14 protein-coding genes and 2 pseudogenes are annotated in these 22,194 nt (G+C 63.4%); 10 read left to right on the top strand and 6 right to left on the bottom strand.

Annotated elements, in window-relative coordinates:
• Window positions 1-85: 85 nt before the first annotated feature.
• From JMF90_RS01055 to dapF, 3 genes are all read right to left on the bottom strand, one after another.
• Window positions 86-565: a carboxymuconolactone decarboxylase family protein gene (locus JMF90_RS01055; RefSeq protein ID WP_011548837.1), complete on the bottom strand. Its 480-nt coding sequence runs from the start codon at window positions 563-565 to the stop codon at window positions 86-88.
• Between the two features lie 193 nt (window positions 566-758).
• Window positions 759-1,646 (bottom strand): RNA polymerase sigma-70 factor, encoded by an 888-nt coding sequence (locus tag JMF90_RS01050; RefSeq protein ID WP_011548838.1) that lies wholly within the window; start codon window positions 1,644-1,646, stop codon window positions 759-761.
• The gene (gene dapF / locus JMF90_RS01045) at window positions 1,643-2,452 is read right to left on the bottom strand and encodes a diaminopimelate epimerase (protein ID WP_011548839.1); all 810 of its coding nucleotides are present in this window, start codon (window positions 2,450-2,452) and stop codon (window positions 1,643-1,645) included. The genes JMF90_RS01050 and dapF overlap by 4 nt, the downstream gene beginning before the upstream one ends.
• Before the next feature lie 308 nt (window positions 2,453-2,760).
• Between dapF and JMF90_RS01040 the strand changes: the two genes are divergently transcribed.
• From JMF90_RS01040 to JMF90_RS01030, 3 genes are read left to right on the top strand one after another with little or no spacing between them, the layout of a single operon-like run.
• The gene (locus tag JMF90_RS01040; protein ID WP_011548840.1) at window positions 2,761-4,788 is read left to right on the top strand and encodes a hypothetical protein; all 2,028 of its coding nucleotides are present in this window, start codon (window positions 2,761-2,763) and stop codon (window positions 4,786-4,788) included.
• Window positions 4,788-5,768, top strand: a complete 981-nt coding sequence (locus tag JMF90_RS01035) for an ATP-binding protein (RefSeq protein ID WP_011548841.1) — start codon at window positions 4,788-4,790, stop codon at window positions 5,766-5,768. Before JMF90_RS01040 ends, JMF90_RS01035 begins: the two co-directional genes overlap by 1 nt.
• 1 nt (window position 5,769) lies before the next feature.
• Window positions 5,770-7,191, top strand: coding sequence for a hypothetical protein (locus JMF90_RS01030; protein ID WP_011548842.1), 1,422 nt, complete (start codon window positions 5,770-5,772; stop codon window positions 7,189-7,191).
• A 63-nt stretch (window positions 7,192-7,254) separates the two neighbouring features.
• Here the strand turns inward: JMF90_RS01030 and JMF90_RS01025 are convergent.
• Both JMF90_RS01025 and JMF90_RS01020 read right to left on the bottom strand, forming a co-directional pair.
• Window positions 7,255-7,599, bottom strand: a pseudogene (locus JMF90_RS01025) (transposase); the annotation flags it as partial.
• Between the two features lie 824 nt (window positions 7,600-8,423).
• Window positions 8,424-9,296: a slipin family protein gene (locus JMF90_RS01020; protein ID WP_011548844.1), complete on the bottom strand. Its 873-nt coding sequence runs from the start codon at window positions 9,294-9,296 to the stop codon at window positions 8,424-8,426.
• A gap of 327 nt (window positions 9,297-9,623) precedes the next feature.
• On the opposite strand from JMF90_RS01020, the gene JMF90_RS01015 reads away from it, so the two are divergent.
• The 3 genes from JMF90_RS01015 (at window position 9,624) to JMF90_RS01005 (ending at window position 19,147) form a co-directional block, all read left to right on the top strand.
• Window positions 9,624-10,076 carry a type II toxin-antitoxin system HicB family antitoxin gene (locus JMF90_RS01015; RefSeq protein ID WP_011548845.1) on the top strand — a complete coding sequence of 151 codons (453 nt, stop codon included), beginning with the start codon at window positions 9,624-9,626 and terminating at the stop codon, window positions 10,074-10,076.
• A gap of 62 nt (window positions 10,077-10,138) precedes the next feature.
• A complete protein-coding gene (locus JMF90_RS01010) occupies window positions 10,139-18,766 on the top strand; it encodes a GH36-type glycosyl hydrolase domain-containing protein (RefSeq protein ID WP_050809581.1) in 8,628 nt (2,875 codons plus the stop codon).
• Window positions 18,767-18,928: 162 nt separating this feature from the next.
• A complete protein-coding gene (locus tag JMF90_RS01005) occupies window positions 18,929-19,147 on the top strand; it encodes a glycine zipper 2TM domain-containing protein (protein WP_041489507.1) in 219 nt (72 codons plus the stop codon).
• Window positions 19,148-19,270: 123 nt separating this feature from the next.
• Here the strand turns inward: JMF90_RS01005 and JMF90_RS01000 are convergent, their stop codons facing one another.
• A complete protein-coding gene (locus tag JMF90_RS01000; RefSeq protein WP_233344360.1) occupies window positions 19,271-20,332 on the bottom strand; it encodes a helix-turn-helix domain-containing protein in 1,062 nt (353 codons plus the stop codon).
• A 140-nt stretch (window positions 20,333-20,472) separates the two neighbouring features.
• Between JMF90_RS01000 and JMF90_RS00995 the strand changes: the two genes are divergently transcribed.
• The 4 genes and pseudogenes from JMF90_RS00995 to JMF90_RS00980 form a co-directional block, all read left to right on the top strand.
• On the top strand, window positions 20,473-20,814 hold the full coding sequence (locus JMF90_RS00995; protein WP_153259979.1) for a hypothetical protein: 342 nt from the start codon (window positions 20,473-20,475) through the stop codon (window positions 20,812-20,814).
• 189 nt (window positions 20,815-21,003) lie between these two features.
• On the top strand, window positions 21,004-21,375 hold the full coding sequence (locus JMF90_RS00990) for a hypothetical protein (protein ID WP_127479540.1): 372 nt from the start codon (window positions 21,004-21,006) through the stop codon (window positions 21,373-21,375).
• Entirely contained in the window at window positions 21,372-21,689 is a 318-nt protein-coding gene (locus JMF90_RS00985; RefSeq protein ID WP_226292227.1) for a hypothetical protein, read from the top strand. The genes JMF90_RS00990 and JMF90_RS00985 overlap by 4 nt, the downstream gene beginning before the upstream one ends.
• 240 nt (window positions 21,690-21,929) lie before the next feature.
• Window positions 21,930-22,194: pseudogene (locus JMF90_RS00980) on the top strand (transposase); the annotation flags it as partial.

Raw genomic sequence — 22,194 nt, 5'->3', positions numbered from 1 at the left:
TCACGTGTTTCATGCGAATCATGGTGGTGGCTTCCGGTGAGCTGCCGGCCAACGGCCGGCAGCGAGAGAGGGCGGTGGCCGGCCGTCAGGCGAGATTGGCCTTGTCGAGGCCGAACGCCTTGTCGGACGAGCCCGGCACGGTCCGGAACGCGACATTCGCGCGGTTCCAGCCGTTGATCGCCATCACTTCGAACGTCAGGTCCGACAATTCCTTCTCGGAGAGCTGGCCGCGCACGCGGTCGTAGAGGTCGTCCGGCACGCCGTGCGCGGGCAGCGTCGTCAGCGCTTCCGTCCAGGCCAACGCGGCCCGCTCGCGCGGCGAGAAGAGCGTCGATTCGCGCCACGTCGCCAGATGATGCAGGCGCAGCTCGCGCTCGCCGTGGATGCGTGCCTCCTTCACGTGCATGTCGACGCAGAACGCGCAGCCGTTGATCTGGGATGCCCGGAGGGACACGAGATCCCGGATCGATTCCTCGATCGCGCTGCTGCGCAGCAGGTTGCTGAGCTCGAGGAATTTCCTGAACAACTCGGGTGACTGTTGAATGTAGTTGATACGCTGCGTCATGATTTCTCCTGGCGACGAAGAGGCTGGCCCGCGCTGCGCGGGTGTCGTGGGCGGCAGGGCGCCGCGCGAAATCATCTTAGGAGGGTGTGCTGGTGCGCGGTAGCCACGCACGGGGACGCATCGTGTTGCGCGCGCTGCACCAATCGGCGCTCGGCGACGGGCGCGGCCGGCTCCGGCGCGCGCGCCGCATGCGTCAGCCGGCGGTGCAGGCGGCCGCGATCCGCGCGAGCTTGTCGGGGTTGCGCTGCACGAGAATCCGGCCGATGCGCGTGCCGTCGGTCTCGAACGACATCGCCGCTTCGAGTTGCCCGTCGATGAAGCGCAGCATCGCCCACTGGCCGTTCAGCACGACCGGCCGCATCTCGACACCGCTGCCGCAGCGCAACCACGTCGCATAGAACAGTTGAGCGATGCGCCGGCCGCCGACCATCGGTTTCGGGAAGCTCTGGACATGGCCGCCGCCGTCGCCGATCAGCATCGCGTCTTCGGCGAGCAGCGCCTGGATCGACGGGAAGTCGCCGTGTGCGAGTGCATGCGTGAACGTCTGCAGCAGCCGGCGATGCGTTTCGTGCGGCACCGCGTGCCGCGGCTGCGTATCGTCGCGCAGCCGCGCGCGGGCCCGGCTGACGAGCTGGCGGCACGCGGCTTCGCTCTTGCCGATCGCGTCGGCGATCCGGTCGTAGTCGAACTCGAAGATTTCATGCAGCAGGAACGCCGCGCGCGCTTCCGGCGTCAGCCGTTCGAGCAACAGCAGGTACGCGACCGACACGTCGTTCGCGCGCTCCGTCATTTCCTCGGGCGTCGCCGGCGATTCGCCGAGTTCCGGCTCGGGCAGCCAGATACCCGTGTAGTGCTCGCGCCGGAGCTTCGCCGCGCGCAGGCGATCGATCGACGTGCGCGTCGTGACCGCGACGAGCCACGCCTCGGCGTTCTCGATGTCGTCGCGCGCCGCGTCGTGCCAGCGCAGCCACACGTCCTGCACGATGTCCTCGGCATCCGCGACGGAGCCGAGCATCCGGTATGCGATCTTCTGCAGGCGCGGGCGCAGCGCGTGGAAGGTTCGTGCGTCGTCGGTCGTCACGGCCACACTCCGCTGAACCCGAACGTCACGGGGCCGCTCAGGAACACGCTGCCGGCGCCGTCCCATTGAACGATGACGTCGCCGCCGTCGCAGGTCACCCGCACGGTATCGTCGAGCAGCCCGCACCGGATGCCGTTGACCGCCGCGCCGCACGAACACGAGCCGGAGCCGAGCGGCACGCCGCCGCCGCGTTCCCAGATACGTAGACGGATATGCGATCGATCGATGACCTGAACGAAATGCACGTTGGTCTTCAGCGGAAACAGCGGATGCGTTTCGATGGTTGGGCCGAGCGCTTCGATGTCGATCGTGCCGACATCGTCGACGAAGAACGTGCAATGCGGATTGCCCATGCTGCATGCGGCCGGCGCACCGGGCAGCGGCAGCGCGAGCGTGTCGATGGCTTCCGAGAGCGGCACGTCCTGCCAGCCGAGCCGCGGCGCGCCCATGTCGACCTTGATCAGCCCGTCCGCATCCTGCGAACAGTGCAGGCGCCCGCGATTCGTGCGCAGCACGACCGATGTCGCACCGGTTTCCCGCATCAGCTTCCACGCGACGCCGCGCGTCGCGCTGCCGCAGGTATCGAGCGTCGAGCCGTCGGGATTCCAGAACGCGACGCGCGCGGCCGCGTCGTTGCCGTCCGAGATCACCGCGAGCTGGTTGAAGCCGATGCCGCGATGCCGATCGCCCATGCGCCGCACGAGGTCGCCGTCGACGGGATGCGCGCGATCGTGTTCGTGACCGCGCAGGTCGACGATGACGAAGTCATCGCCATTCGCGTTCATCTTCAGAAATGCGATCGGCATGGGGGTTCCGGAATGGAGGCAGGCAAATACTGTACGTGGCTCGCCGGTCGCGGGCAATCGTCGCCCGACCGTTGGTTTGCATAAATTTGTATCTACGACACCCCCGCCAATAGGGCGTCTCCGGGATCCCGGGAACAAATTCACGAGGAGAAAATTTGCATAAAATTGTATCTCATCCCAGCATTTTGGTGATTTTGTAACTAATCCCGTGCATGCGTTTTTGATGTACTAGCCTTCTTTCGGACAGGTGTTGTCAGGACGGCGCTCAGATGAGTTGAGCGTGTCGCTCCGATGGCGAGGAGGGCGGGATGTCAGTTGAAGACTCCGAAGAACTGCCAGTGTTTTCGCAGCGGATAGTGCGAGGACGGGCCCATGACACTTCAAAGTGGGTGACGCCCGACGTAGGTACGATGACTGACTCTCGACAAGCGCTTTATTTCGCGAGGAAGAAGGCGGTTGAGCTGTACCTGGCCGGGGAATCACCCGAGTCGATCAAGAAAGCAACATCGCTTAGCGCGAAGCAGGCCTATCGGCTGATCAACGAGCGTTGCCTCGAGACTCATGAGGATGGCCGAGAGTTTGGATGGCGGGGTTTGATGCCGTACGTGCGAATGCGCCCGTACCATCGAATCAAACGGATCCACGTAGATGTCTATGGTGGCGGTGCGGCCGGTGCAATGCAGGGTATTCTCGACGCTCATCCGGAACTGAGGAAAAGTTTCGACGCCAGGATTTTGACTATCCCGCGCACGAACAAGCTTGCCGAGATAAAGCGCGCGAAGACTCGTCATCACAACTGGTTTCTTGATCAGCTTCGAGCGCTTGGTTACGAGATACGCGACGAATGGCCCTTTAACACTGTCAGTCTCGGTTATTACTCGATCAGGCGCTACGTCGAGAAAGTCCTGCTGGCGAACCCCAAAGTAATGGCGCATGAGGCAGGGGGGCCGGATATGGTCAAAAAACTAGCAACGGGCGATGGGACTAACCGCCCAGTTTCCCGGTTTATGCAGCGAGTAGAGATGGACGCGCATAAAATCGACGGGCGGTTCTGTGTGCTCCTGCCGCAGATCGGGGGCGGCTTTGTTGAGAAAATGGTCCATCGGCTCTGGGTGGTTGTCTTGCTCGAAGTTGTTTCTCGAGCGGTCATTGGGTACTACTTCAGTCTAAGACGGGAAGTGTCGACCGACGACGTCCTTCGAGCGATCAAGGCATCGCTGAACCCCTGGACGCCGCGGCAAGTGACATTTAGTGAGGATGCTTATATACCTGGCGCAGGGCTATTGTCGGTGCTCGGCCCGGACTATGTTGGTTTATGCTGGGACGAGACAAGCGTAGATGGCGCACTTGCAGAGACATGTCAGCATGTTCGCCGATCTCTGGAAGATGTCGTTCGATCCAAACTACTTGACCCATCAAGCTCGTTTTCGAAGCGACGTAGCAAAGATGATCGACCTTTCATCGAGACGTTCAATCGCCATTTGGCAGGACGTGGATTTCAGCGACTATCCAACACGACTGGCGCCAAGCCGCAAGATAAGAAAGGTCGCAATCCGGACGCCGTGGCGTTGACGAGCCGCTTCCAATACGAGTATGCAGAAGAAATTCTCGACATCCTGATCGCAAACTACAACAGCACGCCTCATCGGAGTATCGGATACCGCACCCCTCTGGAGTATGCAGCGTTCCTCTATCGCCATTCATCTTCGGTGTTGCGACATGTGGAACCTGAGATGGTCAACTCGATGTTCAGTGTTCGGAAGCTTTGTACGGTGCGGGGTGGAGCCAGCACTGGGCGACGACCGTACGTCGAATTCTTCAACGCCACGTATTCGAACGAGATCCTGGGCATTCGGCATGATCTAGCTGGGTCGAAGATATGGGTGATCGCACATAGAGAGAACGATGCTCGCATCGCAATGGGTGCCGAGATCAACGGTACTTCGTTGGGGATACTGCGAGCAGCGCCTCCGTGGAATGGATTGCCACACAGCTTGGCTGTACGTACGGCGATTTGCCAGGCAAACAGGAGCGGGAAGTTTCGCGCTTCTCCGGGGATGGATCCGGTCGAGGCGTTCGTGCATTTCTCAGAAGCGCAGCCTAAAGGAAAACTACCGGTTCATCCTGCCTACCTGGAGGCCCGTCGCATCCTGACGGCTGCCGCGGCAGGATCGGTTGGAGACACGATGCTTGATGGCGCACTGAAACGCGCAGAGGAGGCGTCAGATGGCGAGAAGATTGAAACGCGTACCTCAAAAGATCGCTCATCCAGCGCTAAGCGACGGGACACTCCCTTACCTTTGCCGCCCCGTCGGATCGCCTCAACGAGGTCGTGATGACATTCTCGCTCCCAGCACATATTGACCCACGGCACTGTATCGTCACGCAGCAGTATGCGGTCTATACGCCACCCATGAACGAAATGATTTCCCAGATTGGTGATTGGATCGATCAGCAGTGCCCGGGCGCATATTTGCGAGGTGCGTCACGGCTGGGGAAGTCAAAGTGCGTCAAGTACTTCCTGTCTCAGGTGCTACGCGAGCGCTTCGAGATCGAGCTGCCGCTGGTTGTATGGATTCGCCCGCCTGATAGCCATCTGAGTGAGGCAGGTTTTTGGCACATGTTGCTGCTGGCGTCTCGATTCGTACTGGTCAATGCGGCGAAGCCGCCGCCGCGTGCGGAGGGGCGCTATCTATGTCTGCAACGGTTCATCGCAATTGCCGAGTGGGCGCGTCGAAACTATGTGATCCTGCTAATCGACGAAGCGCAGGGCATGACATTGCGCGAGTGGCAGTGGTTGATGGGACTACAGAACGATCTGGATAACAAAGGGTATCTGCTGAGTGTCATTTCGATAGGGTCTCATCAACTGAACTACAAGTATGACTACTTCGCCGGAACCGGAAATGCTCACGTTTCTGCGCGATTCATGGCGTCTCATGCTCAATTCCACGGCCTCCGTACGAAGGACGAACTGGACTATGTGTTGAATGGCTACGACATTGATTCTCGTTGGCCTGAAGACAGTGAGATATCTTTCCTCGAGTACTTCGCACCCGAGTGCTTCGGCCGTGGCCGGCGGTTGGCCGAATGTGGCGCTGATATCTGGACGGCTCTTCAGGAACTATCCCCCGACAACGCGAGGCGATTTGGTGAATTTCCCATGCAACATATTGCTCGAACCATCGAGGCGACGCTCTACGAATTGGCACGTGGTGGCGAGTGGGAGGAAGTCACGTCGTATGAAAACTGGCTGAAGCGGTTGGCCAGAACGAATTTCTCAGACCATATGCGTATTATTTGTCCGCCATCTTAATATGGATTATCCAGAATTCAATTGGTGGAAAGGATGCCTGAGGCCGTACGAGTCCAAGATCAGCATTTTTTTGCGATTTTGCGAACTCAATCATGTCAATTTCCGAAAGGGCATCGATGTTTTGGCATGGCGTCCAGATCGTCCGTCTGAGTCGCCGGACGAGGAAATCGAACGGCTGGCTGCCACGCTCGGCGAGCCTGAGTCAACAGTATCTACTGTAATTCGACTTGGCCTCGGCCTGAATCAATGCGGTACCTATGGACTCGATGTTGGGGACGGAAACGAATTCACTATACGTTTCTGTCCTGAATGCGCCGAACTTGGCTACCACAGTGTGTTTCACGAAGTGGTATGGCTGGCATCGTGCCCTTTTCATGCATCTCAGTTGCAGGTTGTTCATCCCCCGCGTCACTACGGTACGATTTTAGAGGGGCGCATCGCTGCACTGCGGAACGTGATGCGCACGCATTGCGCCAAATGGCCTCTCGTCGGAAATGGGCCCACGGACGAGGGATTGGGCGAGGTGCCGAGTCGCATCTTAGGGTGGATCGGCGATGTAACGGAAGCGGCGGCTCAATATTCGAAGAAAGATATATTTATATATCATACAAGCCAAATATTTGAGTGTGCTCCCTATGCTCAGAAGCTTGGGCAACTTTATTCTATTTGTCCGCCTGCTGATTCCGTAAAGCCATATTTGCAATCAGTCAATGTGGAGTGGGAGTCTGAGCGTCAAGTGTTTGATGACCGTATTAAGCATGTCGTCGATGATAAGCGGTTGAATTATTTGTTTCGGACGATGTTTGATTTCTTCGTGCAGACAGGAGATCTGGTACCTAATCCGCCGCCATTTGTGGCTCTCTATAAACGTCTCGTCGCACCGCTCCGAGAGCGCCATGCTACTTGCCGTTGTCGTTGGTTCGGGATGCCCATTGGAGGTGACGGAATTTTTTGGCAGGAATGTGATCCTGACGCAACCAAATATCATGACGTACGTTGCCCGTATGAAGTCGCGCTCGACGAACTGGATGTTCGTTGGGGACAGTGGACAACGGTACTGAAGGGGCGCCAGGCAGGGCAAGAGCTGGGGAGGCTGATCTGTATTGTGCAGGACCTGCTTGAATGTGATTTTGTTCGACTGGTCAAGGAGCACGACCCTTGGGCCGAACCAAACTTCAATCGCTTGCAGGACACATTCGCGAAGTACGCTTGGAATCTTGACGATTCGACACTCGATCTGCTCAACACGGCCACCGAGTGGCAACTGAGCATGGAGGTGGAGGCGGTGACAGCTTGGCTGGAGCACATTGACGACTCGCATCGTCCCGACCCGTGGACACTTCCATCTCAATGTGTGCGCATACAGCGCGACGGGAGCAATTTGGTCCTGATGCGATGGACACATAGGACTCCTGCCGCCTAGCGTGTTTGCAATTCCGCCTCGCGTGCGTCTGCCAAGAGCGTACCAATTGGGGTAGGACTATTATGAGACTGGGTCCCGCAATGCCGCGAAGGCGGACAGGAACAAGGCGCGCTTGAATACCTTGTTGCCGTGTCTGGATGGATGCTCACCGCGGATGGATGAGCCAGAGCGTCGGGTGGCCGGGGCAAGACCAGCGTAGGCCGCCAGATGAGCGGCCGAGGCGAAGGCTTTGTGGGCAACTTCGGTCAGGAGTCTGGCGGCGGTCCTGACGCCGACTCCCGGCATGCTGGTCAGGACCAGCCAAAGAGGGTGAGCAATCACCAGTCGTTCAACCTCGGCAGCGACTTCGTCGCGTTGCTGACGCAAGGCTGCAAGCTGCTGGGTCAAACGGGGCATGACGATGGTGGCGCCAGCACGTGATCACATGGCGGCCATTCGCCTCAATAGCATACGAGAGATGGCGCGAGATAAGGCTGGGCTCGCGAAGCAGCACCGCAACGTAATCGCACGCACCGATGAGATTGAACCGTGGGAGTACTCCGCGCGGCGTAGGTGGTTTGCGCCAGCTATGCCAGAGGATCTGGCAACTCATGTGCATTAGCCGGGACTTGCTTTGACTGCTAACCTTGATCTCCATGCAATTTTCCGGTTAGAGCGATCTGGACTGCATGCGGGGTTGCGCCCCGCCACCTCTAAACATCTGTTTAAAATCAAATGGTTGCTGTCTGGATGTCAAGCCAGCGGGTTTCAGACATACCATCAAACCAACGAGTAACAAGAAATGAAGGCGCGGAAAAGGGCGCGTGGGTCGCCCGCAAGGTGATACACCGTCATCGCGACGCTTGTCGGCTCGGTTGCCGACGCGAACGAGGCGAATTTCGTAGCAACAGTCGCCTGGCGCGTCGACGGCATCGTCTCGGTGACGAACCAGTTGCAATTCGACGATCAGCCTTTGTGAGGTGAACGCGGCCACTATCTCCTTGCAACGATACGTTCATGGCGATCATCAATCGATGCTAGGTGAAGATCCACGGCCGACCTCGAATGAGAGGGGGACCCACCCCTGCCGCGACCAACCCCGCGTTGTAATGTGATGAAGCAATTTCCGCCTCCTGCCCACGGTGGAGTATTCGCAACAGTCTCGTCATCAAATCGTGTGGGGTACACCCCGTTCTAGCAATGTCCGGGCGATCTGCGCAAGGCGTCGCGGGGGAGCGAATACGAGCTAGCGATCACGCTGCTGTCTTGAGCGCAGGCACCGGCGCGGCGCCCGCCGCGTCATACCCGGCAATCGCAAGCGCGAGCACGGGATTCAGGCTGTCAACCATCGCACTGGGGATCAGGATCGTCGCGCCGCGTTCCTTCGTCGTTTCGTAGATGATGTTCATCGCTCGCAACTGAAGCGCACCTGGATGATTTTCGTAGACCTGCGCCGCTTCGACGAACTTGGTCGCGATCTCGGCCTCCGCCGAGCCGAGGATCACCCGTGCCTGCTTTTCGCGCTCGGCTTGCGCCTGGCGCGACATCGAATCCTGCAGCGCGACTGGGATCGCAACATCGCGGGTCTCGACCGAGCGGACGGTCACGCCCCAATCCACGGTCTTTCTGCCGATCTCGTCGCGCAGGTGCATGTCGGCCGCCTTGCGATCCGACAACAAGGCAGCCAGCATCGATGCCCCGATCATTTCCCGCAGCGAGGTTTGCGCAACGCGGTCGATTGCCTGCCGGTAGTCGGTGATGGCGAGCGCGGCTTTCTGCGCGTCATGGACGTGCCAGAAAATCACGGCGTCGACGTTGACGGGCACGGTGTCCTTGGTCAGCGCTTGTTCGGCGTTGAAGGCGGTGGTTTGAATGCGTTCGTCGATGATCGCGACAACATTGTCCAGGATTGGAATGATCATGAAAAAACCGGCACCCTTGACGCTTTGCAGCTTGCCAATCCGCAGGATCACGAACTTCTCCCAGACGTTGGCGACCCGCACGGACAGTGCGATCAGGACCGCGACGATGAAAAGGGGGGCCGCAAGATACAGGTGGCCCCACGCGCCGATGGCGAATGCCGCGAGGACGAACGCGGCAGATAACACGAGTGTGATGGGATTCATGGTGACGCTCCGTTTCGGTGACGACAACCTGGCGCATGAGCGATGAGGCGCACTGCATCTCGGGTCGTCTTGGGCGTTCTGGCAACAGGGGCAGAAGCCCTGATGCGAGCGTGCGCCCTATCGCCATGCCGATCGGTACGGTGCCGTACCTCGATCGCGCGCGCTGCGCTTGCGTGACCGGATAGCGAAATATCGGGCGATCCGGTGTGTGAACGACGTGCAGCGCACCACGAAACGCTTCCCGGAGACTGTTCTTCAGCGTACCGACTCGACGAGCCTGCGCGATGCACGATGACGTTCGTCACGTTCTTCAGCCGGGAGCGGTTAATGAAATATCCGATCTACATCACGCAGCATGGGCAGCCCCGCTATCGCGGCGCGCTTCCGGATTTCCCCGAGGTCGGCGTGGAGGGCGACTCGTATGGCGAGCTGCAAGCGGCCGCCGAGCAACGGGTCATGGCCCGCTACGACCGCTCCGCGCGTCTCGTTCCGCCACCGACCACGGACATGTCGGTATTGCAGGCGTCGGAAGTTGATGCCGGGGACGGGATCTGGCGGTTCATCGATCTGGACCTGAGCCGGATGACGTCGAATTCGGTGCGCATCGAGCTGTGCTTGCCAAAGCGCATCGTGCACGACATCGATCGGACGGCGAACGCGCTGCATACGACTCGCGATGCCTTCGTGTCGCTGGCGTGCGAGAACGCAGCCGTCCGATCCGCGCAGCACGGAGCGTTGCGGTGCGAACCCATCGCGAAATCGCTGTCGGAAGCGGCCTGACGGCCCGGGTGTGCCGGGCATGAAGCCGCTGCGGATGGTGCGGCGATGGGGGAGGAAGCGCCTTGAAGATTCACGTTGCGCGTGTGTCGCGACGCCGGACATCGCCATGGAGCAATGCCCGGCCGATTCGCGAGGAGTTCTTCGGCGAGGAGCGACTGGCGCAGCATGCGGGCAGCCTGGCTCGCGCGCAGAAGGTGCTGCCCGGTGTGGCAGCGGGCCCGTCGCTCGCCACGCGGCTGAAGGACAACGCGGATCATCTGCTGAAGGCCTACCAGAACACGGCGGCCGCAGACGCACGCGGCGAAGAAATCACGCCTGCGGCAGAGTGGTTGCTCGACAACTACTATCTTGTCGCGGAACAGGTGCGGCAGATCCGGGATGATCTCTCCCCGCGTTATTACCGGCAACTGCCCAAACTCGGCAACGGCCCGTTCGCCGGTTATCCGCGCGTGTTCGAGATCAACTGGGCCTTCGTCGCCCATACCGACAGCCGTTTCGATCCCGATGCGCTATGTCGTTTCATGCTTGCCTATCAGGCCGTGGAACCGTTGACGATCGGCGAACTGTGGGCGGTGGCGATCACGCTGCGGATCGTGCTGATCGAGAACCTGCGACGGCTCGCGGATCAGATCATCGACGACCGGCGCGCGAGACTCGACGCCGACGCGCTCGCGGATCGCCTGCTCGGCGAGGGCGGCCAGGCGCGGGTCGCGGCGGAGCCGCTCGTCGCCAATTACGAGCAGGCCGTATTGCACGATGCGTTCGCGGTGCAGCTGATTCAGCGGCTGCACGATCCCAATCCGGCCGTCGCGCCGGCACTGGCGTGGCTGCATCGGCACCTGGCGGCGCGCGGCGCGACGCCGGACCAAATTGTCGCGTCCGTCAACCATCAGCAGGGCGCCGCCAGCCTGACCGTGCGCAACGTGATCACCAGCATGCGGCTGATTTCGGAGGTGGACTGGACCGATCTGTTCGAGCGCGTCAGCCTGGTCGATCAGGTACTGCGCAGCCACCCAGGCTTCGCGGAGATGGATTTCCCCACGCGCAACCTGTATCGCGACGCGGTTGAAGCGCTGGCCCGCGGCGCACCCGTCAGCGAGCTCGAGATTGCCCGCCGCGTCGTCGCCGATGCGGCGGCGCAGGGTGCAGGCTGCGGGCCGGCCGCCGAGACGGATCCCGGTTACTACCTGCTGGCGAACGGCCGCGCCGCGCTCGAAGCGGAGATCGGCTATCGGCCGCCCGTCGCGTTGTGGCTGCGGCGCCTGACACGCCACGCCGGTCTCGGCGGTTATCTCGGCCGGATCGGGCTGATCGTCGCGCTGCTGCTGGCGGGCATGCTGGCGTGGCTCACGCGTGTCGAACCGCCCGGTCACTGGCTGATCTGGCTCGGCGTCGCCGGCCTGCTACCCGCGCTGGATGCCGCGGTCGCGCTCGTCAATCGCGGCGTGATGCGCGATGTCGGCGCGAAGATCCTGCCCGGCCTCGCATTGCTCGACGGCATTCCGCCGGACCTGCGCACGATGGTCGCCGTGCCGGTGCTGCTGACAACGGAAGCTGTGCTCGGCGAGCAGATCGAGCAACTGGAAATTCATCATCTGGCGAGCCCCAACGGCGCGCTTTACTTCGCTTTGCTCTCCGACTGGATGGACGCGTCCACGCCGCACGCCGACAGCGACGACAGGTTGCTGGCATCCGCGACGGAGGGCATCGACCGGTTGAATCGCCTTTATCCGGCTGCGCCGGGCGAAGGCGAGCGCTTCCTGCTGCTGCACCGCAAGCGCGTATGGAACGACGGCGAACGGTGCTGGATGGGCTGGGAGCGCAAGCGCGGCAAGCTGCACGAGCTGAATCGATTGCTGCGCGGCGCATCGGACACGACGTTCATCGCGGCGGCCGGCCGGACGCCGCACGTGCCGCCGGACGTGCGCTACGTGATCACGCTCGATGCCGATACGCGGTTGCTGCGCGATACCGTGCGCCGCCTGGTCGGCAAGATGGCGCATCCGCTCAACCGGCCGGTATTCGATTCGGCGAGCCGGCGCATCGTCGGCGGCTACGGCGTCCTTCAGCCGCGCGTCACGTCCTCGCTCGCGAGCGGCGACGAGGGTTCGCTGTTCCAGCGCGTGTCGTCGAGCGCGCACGGCATCGATCCTTACGTGTCAGCCGTATCGGATGTCTATCAGGATCTGTTCGACGAAGGATCCTATGCGGGCAAGGGCATCTACGACGTCGACGCGTTCGAGGCGGTGCTCGCCGGTCGCGTGCCGGAGAACGCGGTGCTCAGTCACGATCTGTTCGAAGGTATTTTCGCGCGGGCCGGACTGGCGTCGGATATCGAGGTTGTCGAAGCGTCGCCGTCCCGCTACGACGTCGCCGCGAGCCGCCTGCACCGATGGGCGCGCGGCGACTGGCAGCTCCTGCCCTGGTTGCTGTTCGGCCACGAACCGTTGACGGCGGTCGGCCGCTGGAAGATGCTGGACAACCTGCGCCGCACACTCACGGCGCCCGCCATGCTGGTCGCGCTACTGGCCGGATGGATGCTGCCGCTCCCCGTATCGCTCGCCTGGAGCGCCTTCGTGCTGGTGACGATCGCGCTGCCGTTCCTGTTGCCTGTATTGAGCGGGCTGGTGCCGCGCTGGCGGCGCACGCACGTGAAGATGACCACGCGCAGCGTGCTCCATGCATGGTCGATGGAGTTGCGGTTCGCGTTGACGCGGTTCGGCCTGTCGATCGTCATGTTGCCGCAGCAGGCGTGGTCGATGGGCGACGCGATCGCGCGTACGCTGTTTCGTGTGGCGATCAGCCGTCGCCATCTGCTCGAATGGACCACGGCGGCCGCAGCGGGTGCGCGCGACCGGCGGACCCTCGCGCCCACCTATCTGCAAATGCGCGGCGGCGTGACGCTCGCGCTGCTTGTCGCGGCTGCCAGTCTGATGGCGGGCTGGCGCTTCGATCGTCATACGGGCTGGCTGGCCGTGCCGTTCGTACTCGTCTGGCTTGCCGCGCCGGCGATCGCGTATTGGCTGAGCCGCGCACCACGGTCGGCGGGCGAGCTGCCGGTGGCCCCGCACGATGCGCGTCAACTGCGGCGCGACGCGCGCCGGACCTGGCGTTATTTCGAGACGTTCGTGACGGCGGACGATCAGATGCTGCCGCTGGACAATTTCCAGGAGGACCCGAAGCCCGTCGTCGCGCACCGGACTTCGCCCACCAACATCGGGCTATACCTGCTGTCTGCCGTCAGCGCCCGCGAGTTTGGCTGGCTCGGTACGCTGGACGCGGTGTCGCGGCTGGAGGCGACCGTCGCGACGATGCGACTGATGTCACGCTATCGCGGCCACTTTTATAACTGGTACGACACGCGCGACCTGCGGCCCCTCGAGCCGAAGTACGTGTCGTCGGTCGACAGCGGCAATCTTGCCGGCCACCTGATCGCCCTCGGCAACGGTTGCCGGGCCTGGGCGAATCAGCCCGCCGGTGTGGGGTGGCAGGCCGCGTACGAAGGGATCGGTGACACGCTCGCGCTGTTGCGCAAGGCCGTGTGCCGCGATGGCGATGCCCGGACGACCTTGCACGGCGAATTCGAGCAGGCCGCGACCGAGCTGGATGAGACGCTCGCCGCGCCGGCCCGGGAAGTCGGCGCCCCGGACGGCCCCGCAGCGCCGGAATGGTCCGAGATCACGATCCTCACCGCGACGGTCGCCGATGTCGCGCGCGCGCTGACGGACGAGGTCGGCGGGGTGCGGGGCGGCGACGTCGACGACGTGCTGTTTTGGGCGCAGGCGCTGGAGCACGCGGTGCAAGGGCATTGCCGCGACGCGACGCGCACGCCGGACGAAGCGGACGTGCTGAACAAGCGCCTGCATACGCTGGCCGATACCGCGTTGCAGATAGCCTATGCGATGGAGTTCGGCTTTCTGCTCGACCCGGTGCGCAATCTGCTGTCGATTGGTTACGCGGTGGGCGACGGGCGGCTCGATCCGGGCAACTACGATCTGCTGGCATCGGAGGCGCGCCTCGCGAGTTTCGTCGCGATCGCGAAGGGTGATGTCCCGGCGCGACACTGGTTCCGGCTCGGCCGCCTGGCGACGCCGATCGGGCACGGCGCGGCGCTGATCTCGTGGTCGGGATCGATGTTCGAATACCTGATGCCGTCGCTCGTGATGCGCGCGCCGGACAGCAGCCTGCTCGCGCGCACCAATCAGCTGGTGGTGCGTCGCCAGATCGCCTACGGCGACGGGCTGCGCCTGCCGTGGGGCATGTCCGAATCGGCGTACAACACACGCGACATCGAGCTAACCTATCAGTATTCGAGCTTCGGCGTGCCGGAGTTGGGGCTCAAGCGCGATCTCGACCAGAACCTGGTGGTCGCGCCCTATGCGACCGCGCTCGCGGCGATGGTCGCGCCGAACGCCGCCGCGCGCAACTTTGAGCGGTTGCGTGCAGCCGGCGCGTGCGGGCGCTTCGGCTTCTACGAAGCGCTCGACTACACGCCCGCGCGCGTGCCGGAAGGCATGCCAGTTGCGATCGTGCGGGCATTCATGGCGCATCACCAGGGCATGTCGATCGTGTCGATCGCCAATGCACTGCTGGGCGGGCGCATTCGCGCCTTCTTCCATGGCGAGCCGGCCGTGCGCGCCACCGAGTTGCTGTTGCAGGAACGGGTGCCGGGCCGGGTCGCGGCAGGGCGGCCGCGGGTCGACGCCAGACCCGCCGGCAGGATGCATGGCGTCGACGCCGGCGTTGCACGGCGCCTGCTGTCGGCGGACGATCCCGCGCCCGTCACGCATCTGCTGTCCAACGGCCGCTACGCCGTGATGCTCACGGCCGCGGGCTCCGGCTACAGCCGCCGCGACGATCTGGCCGTCACGCGCTGGCGGGAAGACGCGACGCGCGACGATTGGGGTAGCTATCTGTATCTGCGCGACGCCGAGAGCGGCGAGGTCTGGTCGGCCACGTGGCAGCCCACCGGCGTGGTGCCGGACAGCTACGAAGTGACGTTCACCGAAGATCGCGCCGAGTTCGTGCGTCGCGACGGCACCTTGACGACGTCGCTTGAGGTGGTGGTATCCGCCGAGGACGATGCGGAAGTGCGGCGGGTGTCGGTGGCCAATACCGGCTCCCGGCCACGCGTGATCGAATTCACGTCCTACGCGGAAATCGTGCTCGCTCCGCCCGCCGCCGATCATGCCCATCCCGCATTCTCGAAACTGTTCATCGAAACCGAGTACGTGCCGGCGTCCGGCGCGATTCTGGCGACGCGGCGCAAGCGCGCGCCGAACGAGGCGGAAGTTTGGGCCGCGCATCTGGCCGTGACCTCCGGCGAAACCGTCGGCGCGGAAGAATTCGACACCGATCGATTGCGCGTCATCGGACGCGGGCGCAGCGTTCGCCTGCCGCTTGCGCTGACCGAACAGCGTGCGCTGGGCGCTTGCGAAGGCTCGGTACTGGACGCGGCGTTCACGCTGCGGCAGCGGCTGCGCATCGAGCCGGGCGCGAAGGCGAGCATCGTCTATTGGACCATCGTCGCGGATTCGCGCGCGCAGCTGCTCGACCTGGTCGACAAGCATCGCGACGGCGAATCGTTCGCGCGGGCGGCAATGCTCGCGTGGACCCAGGCGCAGGTGCAACTGCGGCATAGCGCGGTGAGCCTCGACGAGGCCGCGTTGTTCCAGCAACTGGCCGGATACATGCTCTACAGCGATGCGTCGATGCGGCCGGGGTCCGCCGCGCTGCTGCGCCATGCAGCGGCGGTGTCGGCGGCGGGCGGCGTGGGCGCGTCGCCGCTATGGACGCATGGCGTATCGGGCGATCTGCCGATCCTGCTGGTGCGGATCGACGACATCGAGCACATCGCGATGGTGCGGCAGCTGATCCGCGCGCACGAGTACTGGCGGATGAAGCGGCTCGAGGTCGATCTGGTCATCATCAACGAGCGCGCGGCGTCGTACGTGCAGGATTTGCAGGCGGCGCTCGAGGGGCTGGTGCGGACCCGGCAGCCGCCGGACGAAGCCGGGCGCGGCAGTATTTTCGTGCTGCGCGACGACCTGATGGCGGCGGCGGCGCGCGCGCTGTTTCCGTCGGTCGCGCGCGCCGTGCTCGCCGCGCGCAACGGCCGGCTGGTGGACCAGTTGCGCCGCCTCGCGGGTTCACCGCCGCCCGCCCGCGCGGATGCCGCACGTGCGCCGCTGCCGCCGCCGACGATTGCGCGGCCGAAGGGCGCGCAGGCCGGCGCCGGTCTCGAATACTTCAACGGCATCGGCGGTTTCGCGCGCGGCGGCCGCGAATACGTGGTGACCCTGCAGCCCGGTCAATGCACGCCGATGCCGTGGGTCAACGTCGTCGCGAATCCGTCATGCGGCTTCCTGACCTCGGCGGAAGGGGGCGGCCATACCTGGGTGACGAACAGCCGCGAGCATCCGCTGACGCCGTGGTCGAACGACCCGGTCACCGATCCGCCCGGCGAGGCGTTCTATGTCCGCGACGACGAGACCGGCATGCGCTGGGGGCCGCAGGCGAACCCGATCGGCGACGATGCGCCGGGCGCGACCGCGTTCGTCGCGAGTCATGGCCAGGGCTACAGCCGGTTTGCGCATACCGCCGCAGAGGTCGCCGTCGAATTGCTGCAGTTCGTGCCGCTGGCCGATCCCGTCAAGATTTCGCGCCTGAGCTTGCGCAACCTGTCGGACCGGCCCCGCCGGCTGTCCGTCGCAACCTATGCGGAGTGGGCGCTGGGTGCGTCGCGCAGCGTCGCGGCGCCGCACACCGCGAGCGAGATCGATCAGCCGACCGGAGCGCTGTTTGCCCGCAACGACTGGAGTCAGGTGTATCGCGGCAGGGTGGCGTTCGCCGATTTATGCGGCCTGCAAACCGCCTGGAGCGCGGACCGGCGCGAGTTCATCGGCCGCAATGGCGTGCTGGGCGATCCCGCCGGTTTTCCGGGCAGCGTCGGTGCGCCGCCGCTGTCGGGCCGGGTCGGCGCCGGGCTCGATCCGTGTGCCGCGTTGCAGACCACGGTCGATCTCGAACCCGGCGGTGTCGTCGAAATCGTCTTGCTGCTCGGCGAAGGCGCCGATGCGGCGGCGGCGCGACAGTTGGTCGAGCATTACCGTCAGGCGGATCTCGATGCGATATTCGCCGCCGTGACGGCGTTCTGGGACGAGACGCTCGGCGCGCTCCAGGTCGAGACGCCGGACCGCGCGATGGATCTGATGCTGAACCGCTGGCTGCTGTACCAGACGCTGTCGTGCCGGATCTGGGCGCGTGCGGGCTTTTACCAGGCCAGCGGCGCGTACGGTTTTCGCGACCAGCTGCAGGACGGCATGGCGCTTGCGGCCGCCCGCCCGGCCCTGACGCGCGAGCATCTGCTGCGGGCGGCGGCGCGCCAGTTCCCGGAGGGCGACATGCAGCACTGGTGGCTGCCCGAAAGCGGCAGCGGCGTACGTACGCGGATCTCCGACGACCGCGTCTGGCTCGCCCATGCGGTCGCGCACTACGTCGACGTCAGCGGCGACCGGGCGATTCTCGATGCGTCGATCCCGTTCATCGACGGGCGGCCGCTGGCCGCCGACGAGCAGGATGCGTTCTTCGTCCCGCGCATCTCGGAAACGAGCGCGTCGCTGTTCGAGCATTGCGTGCGCGGGTTGGAGTCCAGCCTCACGCATGTCGGCGAGCACGGCCTGCCGCTGATCGGCACGGGCGACTGGAACGACGGCATGAACCGCGTCGGCGAAGCCGGGCGGGGCGAAAGCGTGTGGCTCGGGTGGTTCCTGCACGCGACGCTCGCGGCGTTTGCGCCGCTCGCCGCGGCGCGCGGCGCGGGCGATCTGGCGGCGCGCTGGCTGACGCGCGCCGACGCGTTGCGCGACGCGCTCGCCGATGCGGGATGGGATGGCGAGTGGTATCGGCGCGGCTACTTCGACGACGGTACGCCGCTCGGCTCGGCCGACAACGCCGAATGTTCGATCGACGCGATCGCGCAGTCGTGGAGCGTGCTGTCGGGCGCGGCGGACCCGGCGCGCGCCGCGCAGGCGATGGACGCGCTGGACGCGCGGCTGATCCGCCGCGACGATGGCCTGGCGCTGCTGTTCGCGCCGCCGTTCGATCGTTCGTCGGTCGATCCCGGCTATATCAAGGGTTATCCGCCCGGCATCCGGGAAAACGGCGGCCAGTACACGCATGCGGCCACGTGGTCGGTGCTTGCGTTCGCGCAAATGGGGGACGGCGATCGCGCCGCGAAGCTGTTCGCGCTGCTCAATCCGGTCAATCGCAGCCGCACGCGCAGCGGGGCGAATCGCTATCGGGTCGAGCCGTACGTGGTCGCGGCCGACGTATATTCCGTCGCGCCGCATGTCGGCCGCGGCGGCTGGACGTGGTACACCGGCTCGGCCGGCTGGCTCTATCGCGCGGGCGTCGAAGGCGTGCTCGGTCTGCGCAGGCATGGCGACATTCTGTCCATTCAACCGTGCATCCCGCTGTCCTGGCCGGGCTTTAGGGCCACGCTGCGTCACGGCGCGTCGCACTACGACATCGTCGTCGAGAATCCGGGCGGCGCCAGCGGCGGCGTGTCCCGCCTCGTGGTCGATGGCGTGCGGCTCGCCGCCGGCGAAGCGGCGGTGCGGCTCGTGGACGACGGTCGCCGCCACAGCGTGGTCGTGACGCTGGGGGCGGCGCAAGCGGTGTTTCAGTGACGCGGCAGATCGGCATCCGCGCCGGTACGTTAGCGGACCGACTGCGCGCGATCGACCGGCCATCATGAACCGATGTCCCGAATTTCATCGAGATGTCAGCGCATGGGCCTCCGTACGCCGTGCCGGATCAGACGGCGCCGCGGCACCCCAAAGGAGATGATCATGAGAAAGCTAGATTCCGTGGCACTCGAGATGGCGATAGTCACCATGACGATTGTCGTGCTGGCAGGTTGCGGTGGGATGTCTCACCGTGGAACGGACACCGTGATCGGGGCGGGTGTCGGCGGCGTCGCCGGCGCGGTACTGACGGGCGGCAGTGCATTGGGCACGGTGGGCGGCGCGGCCGTCGGCGGGGTGGTCGGCAATCAGGTCGGGAAATAGATCGGGCGTTTTCGGAAGACCCGGTACATGGGCAATTGGGACAGCATGGACATCGACTGGCTGAGAAACGTGTTCGGCAGGCATCCGTGTTATGTCGATGGCGGGACGCAGCCCAGGCAGTACCTACTTTTGCGACAGCAGCCGGTCGCTTTCCCTCTTGACTACCATGTAGCATTCGCACACGCGCCGCTCGAGGGCGCTGCGATCGACGACTTCAATCAATCCGCGCGAATAACGGATGATGCCTTCTTCCTGAAGCCGTTTTGCGGTTTCCGTCACGCTGGCTCTGCGCACGCCGAGCATGTCGGCAATCAGTTCCTGCGTCATCCGCACGTTGCGCGAATCCAGCCGGTCAAGGCTCAGCAGCAGCCAACGGCAGAATTGCTGCGCGATCGAGTGATGGCGATTGCACACGGCCGTCTGCGCCATCTGGGTGATGAGCGCCTGCGTGTAGCGCAGAAACACGCGCTGCAATGCACCGCCGCGCGCGAATTCCTCTTTCACGATCTGTCCGCTCAGGCGGAACGCTTCGCCCGCGCTCTGGACGATGGCCCGGTTCGGCATCGTTTCACCGCCCATGAACAGCGCGACGCCAAGCAGCCCGTCGCGTCCGACCACGGCAATTTCCGCGGACGAACCGTTTTCCATCACGTACAGCATCGAAATGATCGCCGTCGTCGGCAGGTAGACGTGGCTCAGGTGATCGCCCGGTTCATACACCACATGCCCGAGCGGCAGCGCGACCCACGACAGATGGGGCTCGATGCGCTTGCGCTCGTCCATGGGCAATTCGCCGAGAAGATTGTTCGCTACTACGGGCGAGTCGGCCGCGTCGTCCCGCTCTGCGGGCACGACGCCTACTCCCGATCGGATTCGGTCGATGCGCGCAAGAAGCTTTGCATGCTGTGCTGCCTGTGTTTCCCGGTTTTTCTCGGGCAGCAAGCTCGACAGCGACGTACGCAACGTGTCGTGACCCAGTGCATCGAGGATCTTGATCTTGGTCAGGATGCCGAGATCGCTTTTGCCGGTGCGCCATGCCGAGATTTGCGCGCGCGTAAGCCCCAGGCTGTCGGCCAGTTGCGCATCGCTGCCGAACTGCCCCTCGCGCTTCAGTTCGTCGAACAGCTTGCTCCAATCAAATCGCATCGATCGATAGTTAAGTTTGGTGTCAAATTGATTTGACACCACGCCTGGTCGATGAAAAAATACGATGAGCGTTGGTATGTCAAATCCTAGAGACACTTATAGCATAGGCGCCTTCCGTCGTGAAACAGCGTCCGTGCTTCGGGCATTCACGCCGCGCTCGTGCGTTTCACGAGATCCGCATGAGTGATCGCCCGTCTTACATCCGTCTTCCTCCTTCGTTGTCCGACAGTGTTCTCGCCGTTGTGCCACCTTCCGTGGGCGATGACGAATTTGCCGCTCACCAGATCGAATTCATCCAGCGCGTTTTCAGTTATAGCGCTTATCTGCGCGAGCATGCGCGTGAGACGCCCGTCTCCGATTCCTTCCTCATTGCATTCGTTAGCCTGCTCGAGGCGATCGATGCAAATGCCCCCGAGGATGCTCGCCGATGCGCGCGGCAACTGCAGCAAATTCTCCGGATGCTCGTTGATGAGCCCGACGGCAGCCCACCTGAACCGGCTGCACCGCCCGCAATCTGTTGACCGGCTATTCCACGCCGCGCGGCCGCGTGCTGCGCTCGGCGGCAAATCCCGGGCACGGTAGCGGACAGAAGAATTGTTCGCACGATACTAGACTGCTCAAGCACTCAGACGGATCGATCGGCATACCGATTGATGATGATTAAGCCATCCATCGAAGGGTGGCTAAGCGATTGCTGGGGGAGCGGCGACATGAATATCGAAGCACTGGCTGCCCGACTGGCGCAGACGTTCGGTCCGCAGAGTCTGGCCGGACTGGCGCTCGCCGAATTGAAGCGCTGTCGGGCGAATGGCGAGCGTGCGGCCCTCATTCTGGAAAAGGGCACATTTGCCGTTGTGCACGACAGACTCAATCCCGACGATTTGCCCACTACCGTCAGGAAGCCAGCATTCGATTGCAGGGATCGCGTGGATGGCGGTAGCGGCAGACGCCTGCGATACCTCGCGCATTCGAACGGTTACGTCATCGTGTGCTGGACCGAGGGCACGCCTTTCGTTGTAAACGAACGGCACTGGCTTGTGATGAGGGTCTGCTCGCATCGCCATCGGATGTCGCCGGCGTGATCCCCGACCAGGCCGTGCTGCCGCTCGTCGCCACGAAAAGCCGCATCCTCGCCGGCGCGAGCCTCGCGACGTTCGACGCGGAAATCGTGGCGGGGCTTTCGATCGAGACCGTCCGCCTGTGGGCGTCGCTTCCCCGCATGCAGATCGCCGTCCGGAATGACTCCGGGGTTCCCTATCGCATGATCGCCGTCGAATCGATGCGCCAGTGGCACTGCTTGATCCAGTGGTTCCAGGAGAACCGGTTCGCGGATGAACTTTCCGGCCGTTGCTTTTCCAGAAACAAATTCGACGCCATCTTCCGCAAGTTAGTGTGACCGGCGCGTCTAGCGGGCAGGGCATCCGTACGATGCCGCCTTCAATCGAACTTGAAAAGGCAATCTTTCTCGATCACTTTACCGCCCTTCATCAAGATGCTTCGCGGAAAATCGTGGAGGGCTTGAGGGCGATTGCGTAATCTGACGCCTGACCTTAAAGGGAGCGGGAAAGATAATTACTCGACCCTAGGCACTTCAGGCGCCGGGTTGCTGGGCGAGTTATTGGTTAAAGCGTGGGGAATGGCCGATCCGATTGGCCGGTGAGTGCTGTGGGTTGGGGGGGGATGGATGGCTCGCGCGACACGTTTCGAACCTGCATCGAACAGTTGCCTGAAGGCATCGCCGCGCGCATCGAAACGGTCACCATCGACATGACTACGGCCTATGAGCTGGGGATCAAGGCACAGTGCCCGCAAGCAGAAATCATCATTGATCTGTATCGCGTCGCGGCAAAGTTCTACCGCAAGCCGGCCTGGGCGAAAAAGGCTTGGGAGGCAATGATTCG

The organism is Burkholderia sp. E168m23, assembly GCF_016586125.1.
Classification (GTDB): domain Bacteria; phylum Pseudomonadota; class Gammaproteobacteria; order Burkholderiales; family Burkholderiaceae; genus Burkholderia; species Burkholderia orbicola.
The sequence above is the reverse complement of the archived record's forward strand: the minus strand, read 5'-3'. Positions and strand labels throughout refer to the sequence as shown.

Excerpts from the sequence above, each read along its gene's own strand:
- JMF90_RS01055 (WP_011548837.1), bottom strand. The coding sequence starts at position 565 with ATGACGCAGCGTATCAACTACATTCAACAGTCACCCGAGTTGTTCAGG.
- dapF (WP_011548839.1), bottom strand. The coding sequence starts at position 2,452 with ATGCCGATCGCATTTCTGAAGATGAACGCGAATGGCGATGACTTCGTC.
- JMF90_RS01040 (WP_011548840.1), top strand. The coding sequence starts at position 2,761 with ATGTCAGTTGAAGACTCCGAAGAACTGCCAGTGTTTTCGCAGCGGATA.
- JMF90_RS01035 (WP_011548841.1), top strand. The coding sequence starts at position 4,788 with ATGACATTCTCGCTCCCAGCACATATTGACCCACGGCACTGTATCGTC.
- JMF90_RS01030 (WP_011548842.1), top strand. The coding sequence starts at position 5,770 with ATGGATTATCCAGAATTCAATTGGTGGAAAGGATGCCTGAGGCCGTAC.
- JMF90_RS01020 (WP_011548844.1), bottom strand. The coding sequence starts at position 9,296 with ATGAATCCCATCACACTCGTGTTATCTGCCGCGTTCGTCCTCGCGGCA.
- JMF90_RS01015 (WP_011548845.1), top strand. The coding sequence starts at position 9,624 with ATGAAATATCCGATCTACATCACGCAGCATGGGCAGCCCCGCTATCGC.
- JMF90_RS01005 (WP_041489507.1), top strand. The coding sequence starts at position 18,929 with ATGAGAAAGCTAGATTCCGTGGCACTCGAGATGGCGATAGTCACCATG.
- JMF90_RS00995 (WP_153259979.1), top strand. The coding sequence starts at position 20,473 with ATGAGTGATCGCCCGTCTTACATCCGTCTTCCTCCTTCGTTGTCCGAC.
- JMF90_RS00990 (WP_127479540.1), top strand. The coding sequence starts at position 21,004 with ATGAATATCGAAGCACTGGCTGCCCGACTGGCGCAGACGTTCGGTCCG.